This window comes from Caulobacter flavus, assembly GCF_003722335.1.
GTDB lineage: Bacteria > Pseudomonadota > Alphaproteobacteria > Caulobacterales > Caulobacteraceae > Caulobacter > Caulobacter flavus.
The window spans coordinates 3,036,848-3,058,583 of sequence record NZ_CP026100.1 but is presented as its reverse complement, the minus strand read 5'-3'; the positions used below and the strand labels follow the sequence as shown (position 1 = coordinate 3,058,583).

General features: G+C 69.8%; 22 protein-coding genes, 1 tRNA gene and 1 other RNA gene. 16 read left to right on the top strand and 8 right to left on the bottom strand.

Translation table 11 applies throughout. The features are described 5' to 3' along the window. Positions 1 to 139: 139 nt before the first annotated feature. From C1707_RS14120 to C1707_RS14105, 4 genes are all read right to left on the bottom strand, one after another. On the bottom strand, positions 140 to 1,912 hold the full coding sequence (locus tag C1707_RS14120; protein ID WP_420808280.1) for a PAS domain-containing hybrid sensor histidine kinase/response regulator: 1,773 nt from the start codon (positions 1,910 to 1,912) through the stop codon (positions 140 to 142). 214 nt (positions 1,913 to 2,126) lie between these two features. Then, positions 2,127 to 3,557: a rhamnogalacturonidase gene (locus C1707_RS14115; protein ID WP_101711893.1), complete on the bottom strand. Its 1,431-nt coding sequence runs from the start codon at positions 3,555 to 3,557 to the stop codon at positions 2,127 to 2,129. Next, positions 3,554 to 4,525: an alpha/beta hydrolase gene (locus C1707_RS14110; RefSeq protein WP_101711894.1), complete on the bottom strand. Its 972-nt coding sequence runs from the start codon at positions 4,523 to 4,525 to the stop codon at positions 3,554 to 3,556. Before C1707_RS14110 ends, C1707_RS14115 begins: the two co-directional genes overlap by 4 nt. 19 nt (positions 4,526 to 4,544) lie before the next feature. After that, a complete protein-coding gene (locus tag C1707_RS14105) occupies positions 4,545 to 5,795 on the bottom strand; it encodes a rhamnogalacturonan acetylesterase (protein ID WP_101711895.1) in 1,251 nt (416 codons plus the stop codon). A gap of 222 nt (positions 5,796 to 6,017) precedes the next feature. Here C1707_RS14105 and C1707_RS14100 point away from each other — a divergent pair. Both C1707_RS14100 and C1707_RS14095 read left to right on the top strand, forming a co-directional pair. Next, a tRNA-Lys gene (locus C1707_RS14100) sits at positions 6,018 to 6,092 on the top strand. Positions 6,093 to 6,296: 204 nt separating this feature from the next. After that, positions 6,297 to 7,130 (top strand): hypothetical protein, encoded by an 834-nt coding sequence (locus C1707_RS14095; protein ID WP_240633697.1) that lies wholly within the window; start codon positions 6,297 to 6,299, stop codon positions 7,128 to 7,130. A 1,178-nt stretch (positions 7,131 to 8,308) separates the two neighbouring features. On the opposite strand, the gene C1707_RS14090 is transcribed toward C1707_RS14095, so the two are convergent. Further along, complete coding sequence (locus C1707_RS14090; protein ID WP_101711896.1) at positions 8,309 to 9,421, bottom strand: Mrp/NBP35 family ATP-binding protein; 1,113 nt, start codon at positions 9,419 to 9,421, stop codon at positions 8,309 to 8,311. A 105-nt stretch (positions 9,422 to 9,526) separates the two neighbouring features. Between C1707_RS14090 and hflK the strand changes: the two genes are divergently transcribed. Both hflK and hflC read left to right on the top strand, forming a co-directional pair. Continuing rightward, positions 9,527 to 10,636, top strand: a complete 1,110-nt coding sequence (gene hflK / locus C1707_RS14085; RefSeq protein ID WP_101711897.1) for an FtsH protease activity modulator HflK — start codon at positions 9,527 to 9,529, stop codon at positions 10,634 to 10,636. After that, complete coding sequence (gene hflC, locus C1707_RS14080) at positions 10,633 to 11,481, top strand: protease modulator HflC (protein WP_101711898.1); 849 nt, start codon at positions 10,633 to 10,635, stop codon at positions 11,479 to 11,481. The genes hflK and hflC overlap by 4 nt, the downstream gene beginning before the upstream one ends. A gap of 194 nt (positions 11,482 to 11,675) precedes the next feature. Here the strand turns inward: hflC and C1707_RS14075 are convergent, their stop codons facing one another. Genes C1707_RS14075 through C1707_RS14065 form a run of 3 tightly spaced genes read right to left on the bottom strand, consistent with a single transcriptional unit; the run spans position 11,676 to position 13,695 of the window. Continuing rightward, positions 11,676 to 12,341 (bottom strand): HAD family hydrolase, encoded by a 666-nt coding sequence (locus tag C1707_RS14075; RefSeq protein ID WP_101711899.1) that lies wholly within the window; start codon positions 12,339 to 12,341, stop codon positions 11,676 to 11,678. Next, positions 12,338 to 13,186 (bottom strand): phosphoserine phosphatase SerB, encoded by an 849-nt coding sequence (serB, locus tag C1707_RS14070; protein ID WP_240633696.1) that lies wholly within the window; start codon positions 13,184 to 13,186, stop codon positions 12,338 to 12,340. The genes C1707_RS14075 and serB overlap by 4 nt, the downstream gene beginning before the upstream one ends. Before the next feature lie 41 nt (positions 13,187 to 13,227). Next, complete coding sequence (locus tag C1707_RS14065) at positions 13,228 to 13,695, bottom strand: hypothetical protein (protein WP_145998311.1); 468 nt, start codon at positions 13,693 to 13,695, stop codon at positions 13,228 to 13,230. A 61-nt stretch (positions 13,696 to 13,756) separates the two neighbouring features. Between C1707_RS14065 and miaA the strand changes: the two genes are divergently transcribed. From miaA to C1707_RS14015, 12 genes are all read left to right on the top strand, one after another. Then, on the top strand, positions 13,757 to 14,638 hold the full coding sequence (gene miaA / locus C1707_RS14060; protein WP_420808279.1) for a tRNA (adenosine(37)-N6)-dimethylallyltransferase MiaA: 882 nt from the start codon (positions 13,757 to 13,759) through the stop codon (positions 14,636 to 14,638). Between the two features lie 81 nt (positions 14,639 to 14,719). Further along, a complete protein-coding gene (locus C1707_RS14055; RefSeq protein WP_101711902.1) occupies positions 14,720 to 15,202 on the top strand; it encodes a CinA family protein in 483 nt (160 codons plus the stop codon). A 117-nt stretch (positions 15,203 to 15,319) separates the two neighbouring features. Next, positions 15,320 to 15,367 carry a hypothetical protein gene (locus C1707_RS27175; protein WP_370444040.1) on the top strand — a complete coding sequence of 16 codons (48 nt, stop codon included), beginning with the start codon at positions 15,320 to 15,322 and terminating at the stop codon, positions 15,365 to 15,367. Positions 15,368 to 15,476: 109 nt separating this feature from the next. Continuing rightward, on the top strand, positions 15,477 to 17,282 hold the full coding sequence (locus C1707_RS14050) for an acetolactate synthase 3 large subunit (protein ID WP_101711903.1): 1,806 nt from the start codon (positions 15,477 to 15,479) through the stop codon (positions 17,280 to 17,282). Between the two features lie 41 nt (positions 17,283 to 17,323). After that, positions 17,324 to 17,881 (top strand): acetolactate synthase small subunit, encoded by a 558-nt coding sequence (gene ilvN / locus C1707_RS14045; RefSeq protein ID WP_101711904.1) that lies wholly within the window; start codon positions 17,324 to 17,326, stop codon positions 17,879 to 17,881. Positions 17,882 to 17,886: 5 nt separating this feature from the next. After that, positions 17,887 to 18,783 carry a hypothetical protein gene (locus C1707_RS14040; RefSeq protein ID WP_101711905.1) on the top strand — a complete coding sequence of 299 codons (897 nt, stop codon included), beginning with the start codon at positions 17,887 to 17,889 and terminating at the stop codon, positions 18,781 to 18,783. 141 nt (positions 18,784 to 18,924) lie between these two features. Next, positions 18,925 to 19,059, top strand: a complete 135-nt coding sequence (locus C1707_RS26990; protein ID WP_276310629.1) for a hypothetical protein — start codon at positions 18,925 to 18,927, stop codon at positions 19,057 to 19,059. After that, on the top strand, positions 19,056 to 19,283 hold the full coding sequence (locus C1707_RS14035; RefSeq protein ID WP_240633695.1) for an Atu4866 domain-containing protein: 228 nt from the start codon (positions 19,056 to 19,058) through the stop codon (positions 19,281 to 19,283). Before C1707_RS26990 ends, C1707_RS14035 begins: the two co-directional genes overlap by 4 nt. 5 nt (positions 19,284 to 19,288) lie before the next feature. Beyond that, positions 19,289 to 19,654: a transfer-messenger RNA gene (gene ssrA, locus C1707_RS14030) on the top strand. Between the two features lie 264 nt (positions 19,655 to 19,918). Then, positions 19,919 to 20,398, top strand: coding sequence for an SspB family protein (locus C1707_RS14025; RefSeq protein WP_101711906.1), 480 nt, complete (start codon positions 19,919 to 19,921; stop codon positions 20,396 to 20,398). Between the two features lie 3 nt (positions 20,399 to 20,401). Then, positions 20,402 to 20,872, top strand: coding sequence for a PaaI family thioesterase (locus C1707_RS14020; RefSeq protein ID WP_101711907.1), 471 nt, complete (start codon positions 20,402 to 20,404; stop codon positions 20,870 to 20,872). Between the two features lie 7 nt (positions 20,873 to 20,879). Then, a complete protein-coding gene (locus C1707_RS14015; RefSeq protein ID WP_101711908.1) occupies positions 20,880 to 21,680 on the top strand; it encodes a C13 family peptidase in 801 nt (266 codons plus the stop codon). The last annotated feature ends 56 nt before the right edge of the window (positions 21,681 to 21,736 follow it).

Genomic DNA, 21,736 nt, shown 5'->3' with positions numbered 1-21,736 from the left:
CAGACCCTCCCCCTGAAGGGGAGGTGGCCCGAAGGGCCGGAGGGGGAAGTAACTGCTGACGTCGAGAGGGTCGCAGGCTCGCAAGCCACATCCCCCTCCGTCGGCTTCGCCGACACCTCCCCCTTCCGGGAGAGGGTCTTCACGCCGCCTCCGCCCTGCTCCATCGCGCCACGGCTTCCAGCAGCTTTCCCGGACTGATCGGCTTGCCCAGGTGGTCGTCCATGCCGGCGGCCATGCAGGTGGCGATCTGGTCGGGCAGGACGTTGGCGGTCATGGCCACGATCGGGGTGCGCACGCCCATCGGCTCCAGCGCCCGAATGCGGCGGGTGGCGGTCAGGCCGTCCATCACCGGCATCTGCACGTCCATCAGCACCAGGTCGTAGGCCTTGCCCGCCTTGAAGGCGTCGACCGCCGCCACCCCGTCGACGGCCATCTCGACCTCGACCTCGAACGGCGCCAGCAGCGCGCCGATCAGTTCGCGGTTGGCGGCGTTGTCCTCGACCAGCAGCAGCCGCACCGAGCGCTCCAGCGCCGCCGGCTGGGGCGTCGCGGGCAGGTCGTTGGCCACGGTCTCGGTGATCGGCAGCTCGACCTCGAACCAGAAGGTCGAACCGCGCCCCGGCGCGCTCTCGACGCCGATGCGGCCGTCCATCGCCTCGATGATCCGCTTGCAGATCGCCAGGCCCAGGCCCGTGCCGCCGAACCGGCGCGCGACCCCGGCGTCAGCCTGGATGAAGCGCTCGAACACCGCCTCGTGCATGTCGTCGGGCAGGCCGATGCCGCTGTCGCGCACCGCCATCCGCAGGCGCTGCCCCACCGCCGTCGGGGCCTGTTCGACGCTGATGACGATCTGCCCCTCGCTGGTGAACTTCACCGCGTTCGACAGGAAGTTCAGCATCACCTGGCTCAATCGCGCCGCGTCGCCCAGCAGCGGCTTGAGGCCGGGCCCGAACTCGATCAGCACCGACAGGCCCTTGGCCTGGGCCTGGCTCTCGATCAGGGCCGCTGCCGAGCGGGCGATGTCGCAGGGCTTGAAGGGCTCGGCGTCGAACTCCAGCCCCGCCTCCAGGCGCGAGAAGTCCAGCACGTCGTTGATGACGCCCAGCAGGGTGTTGCTGGCCTCGTGGATCAGGCGCACCTGGCGCGCGTCGGTTTCGGCCAGGGCCGACGACTGCCGCAGCAGGCCCGAGAAGCCGATGATGGCCGTCAGAGGCGTCCGCAGTTCGTGGGTCATGTTGGCCAGGAAGTCGGCCTTGGCCGCCGCCGCGGCCTGGGCCTCGGCGGCCACCCGCGCCAGCTCCTCGGCCAGGCGCTTGCGCTCGGTGATGTCGCGGCTGGTGGCGATGAAGCCGCCGCCCTCCTCCTGGGGCACCAGCGAGTAGGTGCTCTCGACCCAGATCACCCGACCGTCCTTGCGGCGGAACCGGTATTCCAGGGTGCGACTGTCGGTCGGCCCCTTCAGCGAGCGCACGGCCGCCACGGCCTTGGCGCCGTCCTCCTCGCTGACGCCCAGCAGGTTGGGCGCGACCAGGAACTCGGCGGGGGTATAGCCCGTCAGCTGCTCGATGGCCGGCGAGTTGTAGCGCCGGCGGCCGTCCGACCACCACATCAGCAGCGCGTCGGTCAGGTTGTTGGCCAGGATGCGGTACAGCGACTCGTGCTCGCGCAGGCGCGACAGGGCCCGCTCGGCTTCGCAGCGCCGGCGCTCGGCCTCCTCGGCCGTCTGCCGCTGGATCTTCAGGCTGTGGGACAGGTCCAGCTTGGCGGCCCGCAGGTTCAGGCGCTGGCTGTGCAGGAAGTAGAACAGCGGCCCGCCGACGATGACCACGATGGTCATCGTCATCCACGGCGTGAAGACCTCGGCCCGCTTCAGGATCACGATGTTGACAACGTAGTCCGTCACCACGGCCATTAGAGCGGCCAGCACGACGGTCGCAACGGTTCTCAGGAACTTGGCTAGAAACATGGCCCCAGGGTCGACGTCACGCCGGATCGAACGGCTCGATCCCGTTCCTTGTCGCTCATCTACGGCGGAAAGGTGCTAAAATCGACGCGTCGCGAGCCATCAAATCGACCCGCGCGACGCTAAGCCGCACTGTAGCGGCGCCCCATTGGGCGGCGCCGGGTTACCGGTTCGAGAAGCGCTCGGGCGCCACGTCCTCGCCGTCGATGCGGATCGGCGCGCGGGCGTCGGGATTTCCGCTCAGCGCCAGGCCCTCGATCGTCAGCCCCCGCACATGTCGCGCCCACAGCCCCCAGGCCGGCGGATCGCCGAACATCCGCGGCTCGGGATAGGCGTCCTCCAGTTCCGGCGGCTCGACGCCCGCCTCCCCCGCCCCGCCCAGGAACGACAGCGACAGGGTCTCCAGCCGCACGTCCTCGATCGGACGCCCCGGCAGGCCCGCCAGGATCACCGGCAGGTCGGCCCATGCGTCCTCGCCCCGCAGGTTGCGCACGATCACCCGCCGCAGCGCGCCGGGCCCTGTTCCTTCGGGTCCGCGCAGCCGCGCGCCCAGGCGCAGGAACAGCGGCGCGCTGGTCATCTCGACCAGCCGCACGTTCTCGATCTCGACGTCCTCGATGGTCCCGCCGTCGACGGTCTCCAGGGCAAGCCCGCGCGAGCGTTCCAGCACGCAGTCCCGAATGCGGATGCGGCGGAAGTCGCCGTTGCTCTCGGTGCCGATCTTGATGCGGCCCGTCACCCGGTCCTGGTCGGGCGAGATCTGCTGCTCGCGGCCCGGCGCGCCGACCGACACCGTGCCCGGATCGAAGCCCGAGACGTGGCAGCCGGCGATCTCGACGTCCTGCGTCGGCAGCGCCCGGCCCAGCGCCATCGACGCCTTCAGCACGATCGCGTCGTCGTTGGGCGTGTTGATCCGGCAGCCGCTTATCCGCACCCGCGAGCAGCCGTCGATGTCCAGACCGTCGCGGTTGGTGTCGACCAGCAGGTTCTCGATAACCAGGTCTTCGCAGCCGGTGGCCAGCACCGCGAAGTGCCCGCCGCGCACCAGCGAGAAGCCCGACAGCCGCACGCCCCGGCAGCGCTTGAGGCCGATCGCCTTGTTGCCCTGGCCGATCATCGCCGCGCGCTCGGGAACCAGCTCGGCCATGGCCTCCGCCGACAGGCCGACCATGCTCAGCGGAAACTCGCCGGCCTGCCGCCGCCAGCGCGAGCCGGGCCCCTCGCGGGTCAGGCCCTCGCCGTCGATGCGGCCGGGTCCCTCGATCGCCACATCCTCCAGGTCCTCGCCCCAGATCAGGCTGTTGCGCCAGTGGCTGTGGCCGAAGTCCTGGTAGAGGTCGTGCGGGTTCTCCTCCGGCGGATCGTACGACCCGCCGTGCAGGGCCGGATCGGCGGCGACCAGCACGCAGCCCTCCTCCAGCCGCAGGGTCACGCTGCTGGCCAGCCGGATCGAGAAGCTGAGATACCGCCCCGCCGGCAGGCTGACGGTCCCGCCGCCGGCCGTCGACGCAGCCGCGATGGCGGCGTTGATCGCGTCGCTGTCCAGCGCCCTTCCGTCGCCCTTGGCACCGAAGGTCCGAACGTCGAAGGTCACGCGTAGAGGCCGTGACGGCGCAGGAACGGCGGCAGCAACTGCGGCCAGCCCATGTCCATGCCGCCCGGCCCGGTGAGTCCGAAACCGTGGCCGCCCTTCTCGAACATGTGCAGCTCGCTGGGCACGCCGGCCGCGCGCAGGGCCGAGTACAGCAGCAGGGAATTGTCGGCCGGCACCACCTTGTCGTCGGCGGCGGTGGCGATGAAGGTGGGCGGCGTGTCGGCCGGCACGTCCAGCTCCAGCGAGGCGGCCTTGCGGCGCGCTTCGGAGGCGTCGCCCGCCAGCAGCTCCTTGAGCGAGCCGCCGTGCGCGAACGGCGCCTGCATGGTCACCACCGGATAGAACAGCCCCGCCACCGACGGCCGGGTCGACAGCTGGTCGACGGCGTCGATCGGCGCATAGGTGTCGCGCTTGAACTGGGTGGCCAGCCGCCCGGCCAGGTGGCCGCCGGCCGAGAAGCCCATCACGCCGACGCGCGCGGGGTCCAGGCCCAGCTCGCCGGCCCGCGAGCGGATGATGCGGATGGCCCGCTGGGCGTCCTGCAGGGCCACGTCCGGGCCCGCCGCCCAGCCGTCGGCCGGCAGGCGGTAGGTCATGACGAAGGCGGTCACGCCCTGGTCGGCGATCCACCTGTCGATCGCCCCGCCGGCCTTGCTGACCGCCACGCGCTTGTAGCCGCCGCCCGGGATCATCAGGATCGCCGCGCCGTTGGGCTTTTCGGGCCGCCGCATCATCAGCACCGGGTCGGTGATGTTGAGGAAGGCCGTGTCGTTGGGATCGCCGCCCGGCGTGCGCAGGATCACCTGCTCCTTGACGGTGACCTTCTCGCCGCCCGGGGCCTTGCCCGGCCAGATCGGACGGATCTCGAGCATCGAGGCGGCGGGCTTGGCGCCTTGCGGAGCCTGGGCCAGGGCGGGGCTGGCGGCGGTCGCGCCGGCCAGGGCCAGCAGGGAGCGACGGTCGATCATCGGAAAACCTCGCGAGAAGTCAGTTGCCGCGCAGGGCCGCGTTGCTGCGGGCCGCGCTGGGAGCCATGACGAAGCTGTCGGGCGGCGTGGGCCTGGCCGGGTCGAACGACCCGACGTCGGCCGCGAGATGGCGCGCCAGGTCCGGAACGCCGGCCTTGATCCCCTCCACGATGCAGCGCGCCAGTTCGTAGGCGCCGTAGTTGTCGTGGTGGGTGATGTCCTTGCCGCCGTCGGCGAAGGCCTTGGGCGCCTGGGCCGGGCCCAGGGCCTCGTAGAACGCCTTGCTCATGGCCGCCAGGTCGATGACGGGCACGCCCAGTTCGGCGCCCACCGCCAGCACGGCGGCCGGATAGTCGCCGTGGGTGTTGATGATCCTGCCCGCCTCGTCGAAGCGCCTGCGGTGCATCGAGGTCACCAGCACGGGCGTGGCCTTCCTGCGCCGGAACTCGCCGACATAGGCCTTCAGGTAGTCGCGATAGGTGCTGTCGGCGGCCACATAGGTCTGCGGCCAGTTTTCCTTCTGGTCGTTGTGGCCGAACTGGATCAGCGCGAAGTCGCCGGCCCGCGTCTGGCTCAGCACCTTGTCCAGCCGGTGCTCCATCAGGAACGACTTCATGGTCTCGCCGGACTCGGCGTGGCTGGCCACCGACACGGTGGGCGCGAAGAAGCGCGGCAGCATCTGGCCCCAGCCGGCGGCCGGCTCGAACGGCTGGTCGGTGACCGTGGAATCCCCCAGCAGGAAAACGCGCGGCACGCTCGCCGGCTCGACGGTCATCCGCGCCACCCTGGGCGCCGGGCCGCAGAACTCGACGGTCAGCCGGTCGTCCCAGTTAGGCGTGCCCTTCTCGCGCGGATTGAGGATCACGCCGGCGCCGCCCGGGGCGTTCTTCGGCGGCGGCGGCAGCGAGGCGTCGCGGGTGTTGACCACGAACGCCACCTCGCGGCGCTCCTTGGCCTTGGTGCGGATCTGCTCGGCCATCAGGCGGCGGGATTCGGCCTTCACGGTCAGGTCCGCGCCGCCCTCGACCTCCAGCGTCACGCGCCAGTCGCCCTCGGGCGCGGCGACCGAGAACGACCGCCCCTCGCCCGGCTCGAAGCCGTAGCCTGAGGCCGCGTCGTACAGGCGATCGGCGGCGACGGGCGTGAAGCCCTCGCGCGGCTTTGCGGTGAAGTCGAAACTGCGGACCGTCATCTGCGCCTCCGCCGCCATGGCGCCGGTCGCGGGGGCCAGCAGCAGGCCGGCCAGAACACTCCGTCGTCCGAGCAGCATCCTGGATTCGCCTCCCCTCGCGTCCCGCGGTCGTTATTCTGGGCCGGACCATTCCGAAGAATAGGCCTGGACGCAAGATATTTCACATATCGCCACTGATGGTCACCATGTGGGATTCAATCATCATCCCATCCACAGCCTCGGTCGAAACCCGGCTTGCGACGCAGACGAGGCCCGACTATGGTCCGCGCCGCTTCTCACGGCCTCTTCCGTGTCGACAGCGGGCCGGTAGCTCAGTGGTAGAGCATTCGACTTTTAATCGAATGGTCCTGGGTTCGAATCCCAGCCGGCCTACCAAACTCTTCTCGAAAACCTGCTGAAAACTCAACGAATTCAGCCCCCGACCTGGACCTCCAGCGGGGTCCGGCGCGACTGGTTCGTCTCGCCGCCCAATCTAGGCCGTAGTCGGCCCGCAACTTCCGCGACCTCTTCGGGCGGCCGTTCGATTCGTGCGCGATACAGCGGATGACGACACGGCTCGTCGCGCGTTAGGGTCAAGTCATGCGAAGCCTGCTCCTCCTCGCCGCCACGCTGCCGCTGCTGGCCGCCTGCGCCACGACGCGCGAGCCCGCGCCCCAGGTCGAGGTCGAGGCCGAGAACCCCGACAAGATCCAGACCACCTCCGAGGCCAACAAGGACGGCCTCGGCGGCGCGGTCACCGCCCCGCTGCGCGACGTCAACCTGATGCGCACCAAGATCCCGGCCGTGCTGCTCGAGGCCATGCAGGACCCCTACGCCCGGCCCCAGCCTTCCAGCTGCGGCCAGCTGACGGCCCTGGTCAAACCGCTCGACGCCGCGCTGGGCGTCGACCTCGACCAGGTGCCGCCGGGCGAGGACGAGGATCTGATGGATCGCGGCCGCCGGGCCGCCGGCGACGCGGCCCTGGGCGCCATGGCCAGCGCGGCGCAGGACCTGATCCCGATGCGCGGCTGGGTGCGAAAACTGTCGGGCGCCGAGAAGCACGACCGCATGGTCCAGTCGGCCATGGCCGCCGGCGCCGTGCGCCGCGCCTATCTGAAGGGCCTGGGCGAGGCGCGCGGCTGCATGCCGCCGGCCACGCCCCAGCACCGCGGCGAGGCCCAGCCCGAGCCGGCCAAGAAGCGCCGCTTCCCGTTCATGGGCGGCAAGGACGAGCCGCCGCCCCCGCCGCCCAAGCCGAAACCCTCGGTGGTCGGCCCCACCGTCGAGCCCATCCCGGACGTCCACGCGCCGCCGGCCGCGGAGGCCCCGCCCGAAGCCGCCAAGGGCAAGCGCAAGCCCGCCTACCCGATCACCCCGGCCCCCGCGGCCCCGCAACCCACCCAGCCGCCGACGCCCCAGGGCCCGGCCAGCTGACGCCCAAAGATCCTCCCCCTCTGGGGGATCGTTGCATAATGGGGTAAAACAAGAACGACTTTCCCCTTTTGATTCCGAACTGTTCTCGAACGGATTCTGGTCTGTTCTTCGACGTTCCGAATTTCGCAACAGTCCCCCTCTGGGGGAGGTGTCGCCAAAGGCGACGGAGGGGGGACGTTTTCAGCTTTCGAGATGCCGGCAGGTCAGCCCCCCACCGATCGCTGCGCGATCGCCTCCCCCACTGGGGGATCGTTGCATAATGGGGTAAAACAAGAACGACTTTCCCCTTTTGATTCCGAACTGTTCTCGAACGGATTCTGGTCTGTTCTTCGACGTTCCGAATTTCGCAACAGTCCCCCACTGGGGGAGGTTCCAGGCTCTCGCCCGCACCCCCACCCGTAAAATCCCCGCGAAAGCGGGGACCCAGGCGTTTTATCGTCGAGCGCCATGGGCTTCAGAAAAAGCCTGGGCCCCCGCGTGCGCGGGGGTTTTACGGAGTTGGGAACGGCCCGACGGGGATCCAGCCTCGTCGATCCTCTGCGTTCAGCGAAAAACCCCGAACAATCTGAGCAACTTGCAACTTTCTCACGCTCCTGGATCAGACGGATCCAGACCGCGCGCATAATCACTGCATCCCGTCGCAGGGAGAGGGCGCAAGGATCCGGCCCGAAGCGGCGACGCGGATGCGATCGAGCGGGGCTGAAGGCGCGGCGTGAGCCGGGCCTGAAGGCTTAAATGAGGATGGGGGACGTAAACCCATCCATCGGGAGCTTGCCTAAATAGGCTCCCGCCCGCCCAAGGGTCCGCGCCTAGCACGCACTCCTGGCCGTCAAGAAACGGGGAGCTCTGCGTGGGGAAGGGGCACAAGGCGGAAGAGGCCTGCGCGCCCCGGCCTGAGGAATAACGATCGCGCGGGGCGTCTATGCTTCGTCGAAACGGTACTTGAAACAAACACATCCGGGCGAGGCCCGGACGCCCCGCGCCCTCTCCATAATCTCAGCGGCTAGCCGCGTGAGGCCGACAGGCCGTGGCCGCCTGCGGCGGCCCCCTCAGTCGCTTCGCGACAGCTCCCCCAGCGGGGGAGCATCGCCAAGAGCGCCGGCGCCAACAGATCCTCCCCCTCTGGGGGAGGTGTCGCCGAAGGCGACGGAGGGGGTCTCGCGAAGCGAGCCGAGAACTCAGCCGTCGATGCTCTTCCAAACCGCCTTCGCCGCGTCGACGAACGCCCTGGCCGCCGCGCTGCCCGGCGCCGCCAGCACCACGGGCCGCCCCGCGTCGCCGGCCTCGCGGACGCTCATCTCGATCGGCACCTGGGCCAGCACCGGGGTTCCCAGCGCCTCCGCCTCCGCCACGCCGCCGCCCGACCCGAAGATCGGGATCGGCGCGCCGGTGGCCGGATCGGCGAAGAAGGCCATGTTCTCGATCAGGCCCAGGATCGGGGTGGCGGTCTTGGCGAACATCGCCGCCGCCCGGCGCGCGTCGATCAGCGCGATCTCCTGCGGCGTGGTGACCAGCACCACCCCGTCGATGCGCAGCTTCTGCACCAGGGTCAGGTGGATGTCGCCCGTGCCCGGCGGCAGGTCGACGACCAGCACGTCCAGCGGCTGCGCCTCGCTGCCCCAGGCCACGTCGTGGATCAGCTGGCGCACCGCCGACGAGGCCATCGGCCCGCGCCAGATCATCGCCCTGCCCTCGTCGACCATGAAGCCGATCGACATCAGCCTGACGCCGTGCGCTTCGAGCGGCAGCAGCTTCTTGTCCTCGAAGGTCGGCTCGCCCTCGACGCCCATCATGCGCGGCGCGGAGGGACCGTAGATGTCGGCGTCCAGCAGGCCGACCTTCAGGCCCAGGCCCGCCAGGGCGCAGGCCAGATTGGTCGAGACGGTGGACTTGCCCACCCCGCCCTTGCCCGAGGCGACGGCGATGACGTGGCGCACGTGGGCGGGCTTTTCCGAGGCCGGCGGCGGGCCGACCTGGGCCTGCGGGTCGTCGGCGACCTTGGCGCCCTTGCGCACCCGCGTGGTCTCGGCCGGGGCCTGGGCGGTCAGCACCACCTGGGCCCGGGTGATCCCGGGCAGCGCCGCCAGGGCCTTCTCGGCCGCCTCGCGCACCGGGCCGTACCCGCCGACGCGCGCGGCCGGAACCTCCAGCACGAAGCCGGCCTTGCCCTCGCGCACCACCAGTCCCTGCACCAGGCCGGCCTTCACCAGGCCAAGCCCCGTGGCCGGATCCTCGATGCGATCGAGGGCCGCGCGGGCGTCTTCGGGGGTCGGTGGGGAACCTGCGGTCACGTCTTTGTCTTGCCTTGTCGTGCGGGGGTCCTCATATCCGCGTACGGGGGGGCTTTTACAACCCCGCCATCCGCAAGAACGAGCGACGGGAAGATAGCGCCGCCCATGCCCTGGAACGACAACGCCGGCCCCGGCCCCTGGGGATCGCCCCCGCCGGGCGACGACAAGAACGACGGTGGGCGGAACAAGTCCGACCCCGGCCGCCGCCCCTCGGGCCCGCCTGGCGTTCCGCCGCCTCCCATCGACGTCAGCGAGCTGGTCGAGCGTGTCACCGAGCGCCTGCGCGCAACCTTCGGCGGCCCCGGCCGCGGCAAGGCGGTGATGCTGGGCGCTGGAGCCGTGGTCGGCCTGTGGCTGCTGACCGGCGCCTATGTCGTCCAGCCCAACCAGCAGGGCGTGGTCTCCACCTTCGGCGCCTACAGCCGCACCAGCGATCCTGGCCTGCGCTATCACCTGCCCTGGCCGGTCGAGTCCGTCGAGCGCGTGCCCGTCACCTCGATCCAGACCCTCGACATCGGCGGCGTGCCTGGCGCCGAGGTTCCGGCCGAGCGCCTGATGCTGACCGGCGACGAGAACATCGTCGACCTGTCGTTCACCGTGCAGTGGCGCGTGTCCGACGCCGGCAAGTACGTGTTCAACGTCCGCGAGCCGAACGGCGTGCTCAAGGACGTGGCCGAAAGCGCCATGCGCGAGGTCGTCGGCAAGACCGCCCTCACCCCGATCCTCACCAACGGCCGCGGCCAGGTCGAGACCCAGACGCGCGTCCTGATGCAGCAGGTGCTCGATCGCTACGACATCGGCGTCTACATCGAGGGCGTCCGCATCCAGGTCGCCAACGCGCCCCAGCCCGTGGTCGACGCCTTCCGCGACGTGCAGCGCGCGGCCCAGAACGCCCAGTCGGCCGCCAACGTCGCCCGCGGCGAGGCCGCCCAGGTGATCCAGCAGGCCAAGGGCTACCGCGAGCAGGTGGTGCGCGAGGCCGCCGGCGACGCGGCCCGCTTCAACCAGGTCTACGACCAGTACAAGCTGGCCCCGGCCGTCACCCGCGAGCGTCTCTACATCGAGACGATGCAGCGCGTGCTGGCCAACTCCAACAAGGTGATCGTCGACAACAAGGGCGCCAACGCCCCGGTGATCCTGCCGTCGGACACGTTCCGCTCGCGCGCGCCCGCGCCGACCGCCGCCCCTGCCGCCACCGACGGAGTCGCCCGATGAGCCGCCCCGCCAACACGCCCCTGATCGCCGCCGGCGTCGCCGCCGTGGGCGCGCTGATCCTCGTCAGCACGACGGTGTACAAGGTCGACCAGCGCCAGCAGGCCCTGGTCGTGCGCTTCGGCGATCCGGTCGCCGTGGTCACCACGCCCGGCCTTCACCTGAAGACGCCGATCGACAACGTGCTGCGCTTCGACAAGCGCAACATCGACCTGTCGGCCAACCAGGAGGAAGTCACCGCCGCCGACCAGCAGAAGCTGGTGGTCGACGCCTTCGTCCGCTACCGGATCTCGGACACGCGGCAGTTCTTCCGCGCCCTGGGCCGCGAGAGCGTGGCCCGCGACCGCCTCGACCGCATCGTCAACGCCGCCCTGCGCGAGCAGATCGGCCGCGCCGACTCCGGCGACGTGATCGCCGGCAAGCGCGCCCAGATCATGGCCGCGATCCGCGAGGAGGTCGCCCGCCAGGTCGAGGCCTCCAACCTGGGGATCCAGATCATCGACGTGCGCATCAAGCGCGCCGACCTGCCCGAGCCCAACCAGCAGGCCGTCTACGAGCGGATGCAGACGGCCCGCAAGCAGGAGGCCGCCGAACTGCGCGCCATCGGCGACCAGCAGCGCAAGGAGATCGTGGCCACCGCCTACGAGGAGGCCGAGAAGATCCGAGGCGAGGCCGACGCCCAACGCGCCCAGCTGTTCGCCTCCAGCTTCGGCCGCGACCCGTCGTTCGCCGCCTTCTATCGCTCGATGCAGGCCTACGAGCAGTCGATGGGCCGCGGCGACACCACCTTCGTGCTGTCGCCCGACAGCGACTACTTCAAGTACTTCCAGAAGGGCCCGGGGGGGTAGCTTCGCAAGGCTGGCCGCAGGAAGGCGTTCCAACGGCTCGCCTCCCTCGCCCTTGTGGCGAGGGCCCATGCCGGAAACAGCTCAAACCCTGGCCGATCCGACGAGGTCTGAGCAACGGAACCATGGATCCTGGGCACAAGGCCCAGGAAGGCGACCTTAGCGGAGCTTGGCGGAAGACGCCGTCCGCATCTCGCTCACCCCGCCCGCTTCAGCAGGTCCAGCACCACGTGCAGGCTGTCGGCGATGTGGACGCACTTCTCGTGCATCTCCTCGGTCGGATCGAGGATGTCGGGCACCATGATGGTCATCATCCCCGCCCCGTGCGCCGCGCGGACGCCGGGATGGGAGTCCTCCAGCGCCAGGCAGGCGGCCGGGTCGACGCCCAGCCGTCGCGCGGCCAGCAGGTAGGGGTCGGGATGCGGCTTGTGACGGGTGACGTCGTGGTGGGCGACCACCGCGTGGAAGCGCGGCAGGAGGCCGAAGCGGCCCAGATACCGCTCCACCGCCGGCAGGCCGTTCGAGGTGGCGATGGCCCGCGGCAGGCCCAGGTCGTCCAGGTGGTCGAGGATCTCCTGCACCCCGTCCTTCAGCCGGATCTCGGCCTCCAGCAGCACCTCGACGTCGGCCCACAGCCGCTCGAAGAACGGCTTCACCGGGAAGTCCTCGCCATAGAGGTCGCGCAGCATCACCGCGCATTCGGGATTGGTCTTGCCGACCATCGAGGCGTAGATCGCCGCCGTGACCGGCACGCCGAACGCCTGGCCCGCGTCGATCATCGCGGCGCGATAGACGGTCTCGGTGTCGAGCAGCAGGCCGTCCATGTCGAAGACCACCGCCTCGACCGGGCGGGGAAAGCTCACTGCACGAACTCCTCGGCGCGATAGCCCTGGAAGTACAGCAGCGCGGTCAGGTCGGCGTGGTCGACCTTCGCATGCGCCCGCGCCGCGACGATCGGCTTGGCGCGGTAGGCCACGCCCAGGCCGGCGGCCTCGATCATCGCCAGGTCGTTGGCTCCGTCGCCCACGGCCAGGGCGTCGGCCGGGGTCAGGCCCAGCGCGGCGGTCTCTTCCTGGAGGGCCGCCAGCTTGGCCTCCTTGCCGAGGATCGGGTCGCCGACCTCGCCGGTCAGGGCCGCGTCGAGTTCGATCAGGGTGTTGGCGCGGTTCAGGTGGAAGCCGGCGGCCTGCGCCACCCGGCTCGTGAAGAAGGTGAAGCCGCCCGAAACCAGCGCGCAGCGGGCGCCGTGGGCGGCCATGGTCCGCACCAGGGTCTCGGCGCCGGGATTGAGCCGCACGCGCTCGTCGAAGCAGGTCTGCAGGGCCGAGGTCGAAAGGCCCTTCAGCATGCCAACCCGCTCGCGCAGGGCGCCCTCGAAGGCCAGCTCGCCGCGCATGGCCCGCTCGGTGATCTCGGAGACCTCGTCCTTCACGCCGGCGAAATCGGCCAGTTCGTCCAGGCACTCGACGTTGATGATCGTCGAGTCCATGTCGGCGATCAGCAGGCGCTTCCTGCGATTTTCGACGGGCTGGATGGCGAAGTCGACCGGCTTGTCGCCGATCGCGGTGATCACCTGCTCGCGGACCGGGGCGGCCTCGCCCTCGAAGGTCACGTCCACAGCGTTCGGGCCCAGCGGAACGATCTGGCCCAGCGACAGGGCCGCGGCGAGGGTTTCGGCCTCCGGGCCGACGAGGGTCAGGACGTGCATGGCGGGGCGGCTAAGCCAGTCGCCCCCCGCCGTCAACCCGCTTAGTTCGTGCTGATGCCCGTGCAGCGCTGCAGCAGCGCCATGGCGGCCCGCTTGCCGGCGGCCTCGTTGCTCTCGCCCGGCTCGGGACGGACGCTCTCGAACAGGAAGCCCAGGCCGTCCTCGTACACCTTGGTCGGCTTGACGCCTTGCTCGGCGCCGTCCTCGAAGGCCTCGTCCATCATCATGCGGCCCTTGGCGCCGAACGCCTCGAGCATGAACTGCGCGCCGCGCCCGTCGTTGCCCTTCTGGGCGAAGAGCTGCGGATAGCTGGTCGCCACCTTCCCCAGGATCACCAGCACCGCGCCGCAGCCGGCCTTCTCCCGCGAGGTCAGCTCGGCGGGCGCCGGCGCGGCCTGGGCGGCGGCCGGCGGCGCCTTGGGCTTGGCGCTCTCGGTGGTGGCGGCCTGGGCGACCCCGGCCGACAGGGAGGCGACCATCGCCGCCGCGATCATGTATGTACGCTTCATGGACCGTGACGCCCCCCATGCAACCGTCGAAACGCCCTTCGCGCCCGACTCGCGCGTCTGGATGATCGCCGGCCCCACCGCCAGCGGCAAGTCGGCCTATGCCCTGGACCTTGCCGAGCGCACCGGCGCCGAGATCGTCAACGCCGACTCGATGCAGATCTACGCGGGCCTGCGCGTGCTGACCGCCGCACCGTCGCCCGAGGAGGAGGCCCGCGCTCCGCACCACCTGTTCGGCGTCGCCGACGCCGCCGAGGGCTGGTCGGTCGGCCGCTGGCAGGCGGCGGCGATCGAGGCCCTGCGCGACATCGCCGCCCGCGGGCGGCCGGCCATCGTCGTCGGCGGCACCGGCCTCTACTTCCGCGCCCTGACCCACGGCCTGGCCGACGTGCCGCCGGTGCCGGAAAGCCAGCGCGAGATCTCCGGCCTGCTCTATGCCGCCCAGGGCGAGGGCGCCTTCCGCGACCTGCTGCGCCCGCTGGACCCCGCCGCCGAGGCGCGGATCGAAAGCGGCGACCGCCAGCGCCTCGTGCGCGCCCACGCCGTCGCCGTCGCCACCGGCCGAGCCCTGTCGGACTGGCAGGCCGACACCCGCCCCGTGCTGCAGCCGGGCGAATGGAGCGGCGTGGTCCTCGATCCGCCTCGCGCCGCGCTCTACGACCGTTGCGACGCGCGCCTGGGTCTCATGGTCCAGAACGGCGCCCTGGACGAGGTGGCGGCCATGGAGGCGCGCGGCCTCGACCCCGCCCTCCCCGCCCTCAAGGCCGTCGGCTATCGCGAACTGGCCGCGCACCTGCGCGGCGAGACGAGCCTGGATCAGGCGCTCGACGCCGCCAGACAGGAGACCCGGCGCTACGCCAAGCGCCAGCTGACCTGGTTCCGCAACCAGACGGCGGACTGGACGAGACTGGATCCCCTGCCCGTCAGCCAGCCGGCGGCGGGCTGAAACCCGGCCGCGCGCAAGCTTCGCCTCGCCGTCCCGACGATCCTGGGATAAGGCCCGGCCGGTCGCCATGCAGGACTTTCAATGACCGAACTCTCTCGCCTCGCCGCCATCGTCGCCCAACGCCTGACCGAACGCGGCGAAACGCTCGCGGTGGCCGAGTGCTCGAGCGGCGGCCTGATCTCGTCGGCCCTGCTGGCCATGCCGGGCGCTTCGAAATTCTATGTCGGCGGCGCGCTGGTCTACACTGCCCGGGCGCGGCTGACTCTGCTGGACATCCCGCAGAAGGCGATGGACGGACTGCGTTCGGCCAGCGAGCCCTATGCGCTGCTGCTGGCCCGCGTGGTCGGCAAGAATCTGAAGGCGACCTGGGGCCTGTCCGAGACCGGGGCCGCCGGCCCCGATGGCAACCGTTACGGCGACGCCGCGGGCCACGCTTGCTTCGCCGTCGTTGGATCGGGCCGAGAGGTCAGTCTTACCATAGAGACCGGCATAGATGACCGCGAGGCGAACATGCGACGCTTCGCCGAGCAAGCCCTTGCCTTGCTGGCGGAAACCTTGAGCTGAAATTCGCGCTCGCCTTGCCGCGCGACGCCCTTATCGGGTCGTTTCTTGCGTCAAAGCGCGCCTTGACGCCCCTTCGCGAGCATGGCATTCCCCGATCATCCATTTGGAGCAACACTCGTGCGCACCACCATGATCGTACTTATGGAGCGGCCGTTCACGGCGTGACCTCGAAGTCACGTTGATAGATCGGTCGCGCGCACAAAGGTCCTTCGGGGCCTTTTTTCTTTTCCGCCGCCTCCAAAGCCCAGTTTCACGTCCATCCGGGACTTCCGCCATGACCGCCCACCAGACCATCGAGAGCAACGCTCCCGCAGACTCCGCGAACCGCGCCATGACCGGCGCCGAGATCGTGGTCCGCGGCCTCGTCGATCAAGGTGTCGAGGTGCTGTTCGGCTATCCGGGCGGCGCGGTTCTGCCCATCTACGACGCGCTGTTCCACGAGCCGCGCCTGCAGCACATTCTCGTTCGCCACGAACAGGGCGCGACCCATGCGGCAGAGGGTTACGCCCGCTCTTCGGGCAAGCCTGGCGTCGTCCTGGTCACCTCGGGCCCCGGCGCGACCAACGCCATCACCGGGATCATGGACGCCCTGATGGACTCGATCCCGATGGTCGTCATCACCGGGCAGGTCCCGACCCACCTGATCGGCACCGACGCCTTCCAGGAAGCCGACACCGTCGGCATGACCCGCTCGTGCACCAAGCACAACTACCTGGTCAAAGACGTCCGCGACCTGCCGCAGATCATCCACGAGGCCTTCAAGATCGCCACCACCGGCCGTCCGGGCCCGGTGCTGATCGACATCCCCAAGGACGTCCAGTTCGCCAAGGGCGAATACTTCGGCCCGACCGAGGTCGCCTCGAGCCACGCCTATTCGCCGCGCGTCAAGGGCGACGCCAGCCGCATCGCCGAGGCCGCCAGGATGATCGCCCAGGCGCGCCGGCCGATCTTCTACACCGGCGGCGGCGTCATCAACGCCGGCCCCAAGGCCAGCGCGGCCCTGCGCGAGTTCGCCGCCCTGACCGGCGCGCCGGTCACCTCGACCCTGATGGGCCTGGGCGCCTTCCCGGCCGCCGATCCGGCTTGGCTGGGCATGCTGGGCATGCACGGCACGTTCGAAGCCAATAACGCCATGCACGACTGCGACGTCATGATCTGCGTCGGCGCTCGCTTCGACGACCGCGTCACCGGCCGCCTGGACGCCTTCTCGCCGGGCAGCAAGAAGATCCACATCGACATCGACGCCTCGTCGATCAACAAGAACGTTCGTGTCGACCTGCCGATCGTCGGCGACGCCGGCAGCGTCCTGGAAGACCTGATCGAGGCCTGGAAGACCGCCGGCCACCAGCCCAACAAGGCGGCCCTGACCGACTGGTGGGCTCAGATCGACGCCTGGCGCGCCCGCCAGTGCCTCGCCTACAAGCGCTCGGACACGGTCATCAAGCCGCAATACGCCATCCAGCGCCTGTACGAGCTGTCCAAGGACAAGGACGTCTACATCACGACCGAAGTCGGCCAGCACCAGATGTGGGCCGCGCAGTTCTTCCGCTTCGAGGAACCCAACCGCTGGATGACCTCCGGCGGCCTGGGCACCATGGGCTACGGCCTGCCCGCCGCCCTCGGCGTGCAACTGGCCCATCCCAAGAGCCTGGTCGTCGACATCGCCGGCGAAGCCTCGATCCAGATGTGCATCCAGGAACTGTCGACGGCGATCCAGTTCGACCTGCCGGTCAAGATCTTCATCCTGAACAACGAATGGATGGGCATGGTCCGCCAGTGGCAGCAGCTGCTGCACGGCGAACGCTACAGCCACTCCTATTCCGACAGCCTGCCCGACTTCGTGAAGCTGGCCGAGGCCTATGGCGCGGTCGGCATCCGCTGCTCGGACCCGGCCGAGCTGGACGCCAAGATCCTGGAGATGATCAACAGCGACAAGCCGGTGATCTTCGACTGCCGCGTCGAGAAGCACGAGAACTGCCTGCCGATGATCCCCTCGGGCAAGGCCCACAACGAGATGATCATGGGCGAGGTCGAGGACATCGGGAACGTCATCGGCGAAGAGGGCGCGGGGCTGGTCTGAACGGCCTCGCCCTTCGCCACACACTGTTCTAGGCTCGATTCATGACCGCAAACGTCCAACCCGCCCCCGCCTCGGCCTACGACCTCAGCCCCAACGAGCAGGCCGAGCAGACCGCGACCTTCGCCCTGCTGGTCGACAACGAGCCGGGCGTGCTGCACCGGGTGGTCGGCCTGTTCGCCGCGCGCGGCTACAACATCGAAAGCCTCACGGTGGCCGAGACCGACCGCAAGGCCCATACCAGCCGCATCACCGTGGTCACCCGCGGCACGCGCCAGGTGCTCGACCAGATCGAGGCCCAGCTGAACAAGGTGGTCAACGTCCGCCGCGTGCACGACGTCACCCGCGACCCCAACGGCGTCGAGCGTGAACTGGCCCTGGTCAAGGTGCGCGGCTCGGGCGCCGAGCGCGTCGAGGCCCTGCGCATCGCCGACATCTTCCGCGCCAAGCCGGTGGACACCACGCTGGAAAGCTTCGTGTTCGAGATCTCGGGCGCGCCGTCGAAGATCGACAAGTTCCTCGACCTGATGCGCCCGCTGGGCCTGGTGGAACTTTCCCGCACCGGCGTCCTTTCCATCGAGCGGGGCTTCGAAGGGATGTAATCGGCATGGGCGCCATCGGACCGGCCGTCATCGCGGGAGCCCTGGCGCTCGCGGCCCAGGCCCAGCCGGTCGCGCCCGCCGTTCCGGCCGCGCCCGCGCCGCCGCCCGATCCCGCGGTCTGGTGGTCGAACGAGATCCCGCGCCCCTCGTCCGAGGTCGACCCGCTGGCCGGACGACGCCCGGGCCGCAAGGAACAGCCCGTTCCGATCGACAACGGCGTCGATCCCCTGCTCTACCGGCTCTGGGGCCTTCAACCGCTGCAGACCCAGCTCGTTCGGGGCGGCGAACTGGTGCTGGAGGCCTGGGCCCGCCCCGCACGCGGCGTCCGCCAGGCCGTCGTCCGGGTCACGGTTCGCCGTGACGGACGCGCCTTCGTCCAGGCCCGCGCGGGCCTGGGCTGCTGCACGCCCGAGATCGGCCGGCGCGTCGACATCAACGCCGAACTGCCAGGCGACAACATCGCCGCGCTCAAGGCCCTGACCGGCGATCCGGCCTGGAGCCAGCCCCGCAGCGTGATCGTCGACTATGGCGGCGGCGCCGTCGAAGGCGTCTGCGTCGACGGCGTCTCTTGGGACATGACGCTTCTGGTCCCCGGCCAGGCCCGTCACCTGCGCCGCGCCTGCGACGACGCCGAGGTCGGCTCGGTCGCCGGCATACTTTCGGCCCTGGTGGGCTCGGCGGCGGGGCGAGACCCGCTGTTCGACGCGGTGCTGCCGCGCGGCGGCGACTTCTCGCGCCAGGCCCAGGCCTATGCCGACCTCAAGGCGCAGGGCGGCCAGTTGAAGGCCGGAACCTCCAGCCGTCCACAGCCGCCCGCCGTTCCGGTCGCCGACGACGAGCCTGAACCGCCGCCGGCCGAGACGCCAGCGGCTGCACCGACATCGCCGGCCGAACCGCGCTGAGCGCGGATCCGTAGGATCGTGCAATCAACCCGGAGCATCGCTCTACCGGCTGGACATCCGAACAGGTCATAGTGGCCTCGTTCCGCCGCAGCTCCCCTGTGGCGCTTCCCCAAAACCAAAGCCCCAAATCAAAGCCTGGCCATGACCCGCCACATGCCCCGTCGCGCGACGGCGGCGCCGCGCTGGTTCGCCGTCGCCCTCTGGGCCGGCGCCTGCGTGATGGCCGCCCTGCCCGCCCTGCTCTCGTCCGCTTCCGCCTGGAGGATCCTGCCATGATGATCGACCACCTCCCCGTCTCCGGCGTCTGGTCCTCGCCCGATGGCCGCTTCAGCCTCGAACTGCGGCCCGACGGCCGCTTCGTCGAAGTCCACGCCAACCCCGACAGCGTGTTCACCGGCGCCTACGTCCTGGTCGGCGAAACCCTGAAACTGTTCGAAGACCACGGCGCCGTGATCACCGGCCGTCTCGCCGACGGCCGCCTCAGCCTGGGGACGGTTTAGCCGCGCCCCTTCCATCCCAAGGCCCGAGCGCCTATATTCGGTTTGTCCGGCTTCGGCCGAACTATGGGGATAAACGCGCACGTAATAAGCGGACTGGACCCGGGTGCGATTCCCGGCGGCTCCACCAAGTCTCTCCCGAGTTATCACGGGACTGCATGGGGCCGATCAGCATCGACAGACGTGTAAAGGTGTTTGCTTTCTCTCGGCTTGGCCCACCGTTTCGGGCCATTAAACTAAATGCGAACGATAACTTCGCTGAAGAGTTCGCCGTCGCCGCGTAATGCGGTGCAGGTGAATTCGCCTCTTAAGTCCTAGGGGTTCAGATCCCTAGGCGGGGCCCGGAGGGAGCCTGGCAACAGAATCCCTCCACTTTCCAGAAATGTGGACGGCTCCCTCCTCTCCTTCCAATGTGGAATGGGGGAGCCTGGCAACAGAATCCCTCCACTTTCCAGAAATGTGGACGGCTCCCTCCTCTCTTTCCAATGTGGAAATGGGGGAGCCTGGCAATAGAATCCCTCCACTTTCCATCGCCTCGAAAATTTGTACGCCGTTACCGTATACGGGCGCCTTTGCCGGAGCCCCGCGACGGGTTACGCTGACGGCTGGATTTGTCGTTTTTGCTTAATCGAAGACCCATGGCCCGCACTCCTCCGACCGAAGACCTGATGCAGTACGAGGCCATGGCCCAGGACGCCCTGCGCGGCGTCGTCAAGGCCGCGCTGAAGAAGGCCGCCGCGCCCGGCGGCCTGCCCGAGCCGCACCATCTCTACATCACCTTCAAGACCCAGGCCGCCGGCGTCTCGGCCCCCCAGGACCTGCTCTCGAAGTATCCCGACGAGATGACGATCATCCTGCAGCACCAGTACTGGGATCTCGCCCCGGGCGAGACCTTCTTCTCGGTGACGCTGAAGTTCGGCGGCCAGCCCAAGCGCCTGTCGATCCCCTACGCGGCCGTGACGCGCTTCTACGACCCGTCGGTGCAGTTCGCCCTGCAGTTCGAGGCCCCGGAGATCGAGCCCGCGCCGGTCGAGCCCGAGCCGGAGCCCACCCCGCCCGCCACCGACGGCGACGAGGCCCCGAAGATCATCTCCCTCGACCAGTTCCGGAAGAAGTAGGCCTTGAGCGACATCGCCTCGGAGGAGACCCAGACCCTCACCGACGAGGCGATCCTCGCGCGCTTCCACGCCTCGAAGAACGTCCCGCCCAGCGCCTCGACGCTGGGCTTTCGTTTGACCGCCGTCAGCCAGGCCGAACGACGGATCGAGATCGCGTTCGACGCCCGCGCCGATCTGCTCGCCAATCCCATGGGCCAGATCCAGGGCGGCTTCGTCTGCGCCATGCTCGACGAATGCATGTCGGTCGCCGGCCTGATCACCTCGGGCATGACCCACGTGGTTCCCACCCTGGAGATGAAGACCAGCTTCCTGCGACCAGCCATGCCCGGAGCGCTGCGCGGCGTCGGTCGCGTCGTGAAGTGGGGGCGCACCGTCTGCTTCATGGAGGGCGAACTCTACGACGCCGAGGACCGGCTGCTGGCCACGTCCACGGGCACGGCCCTGCCCACGCCCTTCGCCAAGTTCAAGACGTAGGCGCGCCATGGTCCGCACGGCGAGCGTTCTCATCGGCCTGCTGCTGGCCTGCCTGGCCATCGCGCCCGCCCACGCCGAGGGTCCGTTCGAGCGCTGGGCCGCCGTGGTCGTGGCCGGCGACTACCGCGCCCATTCCGGCGGTTCGACCGAGGCTTTCGACAACGCCCGCCGCGACGTCTCCAGAAGCCTGACCGCTCTCGGCTTTCCCACCCCCGCCCAGTTCTCGACGCGACCCAGGCGCTACCCGTCGCAGGGCGTGGCGGCGTCCGAGCCCAAGGTAATCCAGTCCGGCCTGGCCTCGGCCGCCGAGGCCTCGCCCGCCGGCTGCCTCGTCTACATCACCTCGCACGGCGCGCCCGAAGGGGTGGTCATGGGCGACAAGATCCTGCGGCCCCAGCGTCTGGCGGCGATGGTCGACGGAGCCTGCCCCGGTCGCCCGTCGATCGTGGTGGTTTCGGCCTGCTTCTCGGGCGTGTTCGTGCCCGCGCTGGAGCGCGACGACCGCATGATCCTGACCGCCGCCCGGCCCGATCGCACCTCGTTCGGCTGCGGCGAAAGCGACCGCTATCCCTATTTCGACGACTGCTTCCTCAGCGAGATCGGCCAGGCCCGAGACTTCATCGCCCTCGGGCGCTCGGTCCAGGCCTGCGTGGCCCGCAAGGAGCTCGACACCGGCATGACGCCGCCGTCCGAGCCGCAGATGTGGATCGGCCCCGAACTGCGTCCGCTGCTGCCGCTGTACGCCTTCGCCAAGGCGCGAAAGCCGGCGCCGGCGTCAGGCGCCCAGCCCTCGCCGGCCGGAAACTGAACAGCCCGACTGACGCAGCGGCAGTTTTCTTCCCGGCGCCGGTGTCCCTCGCCGCG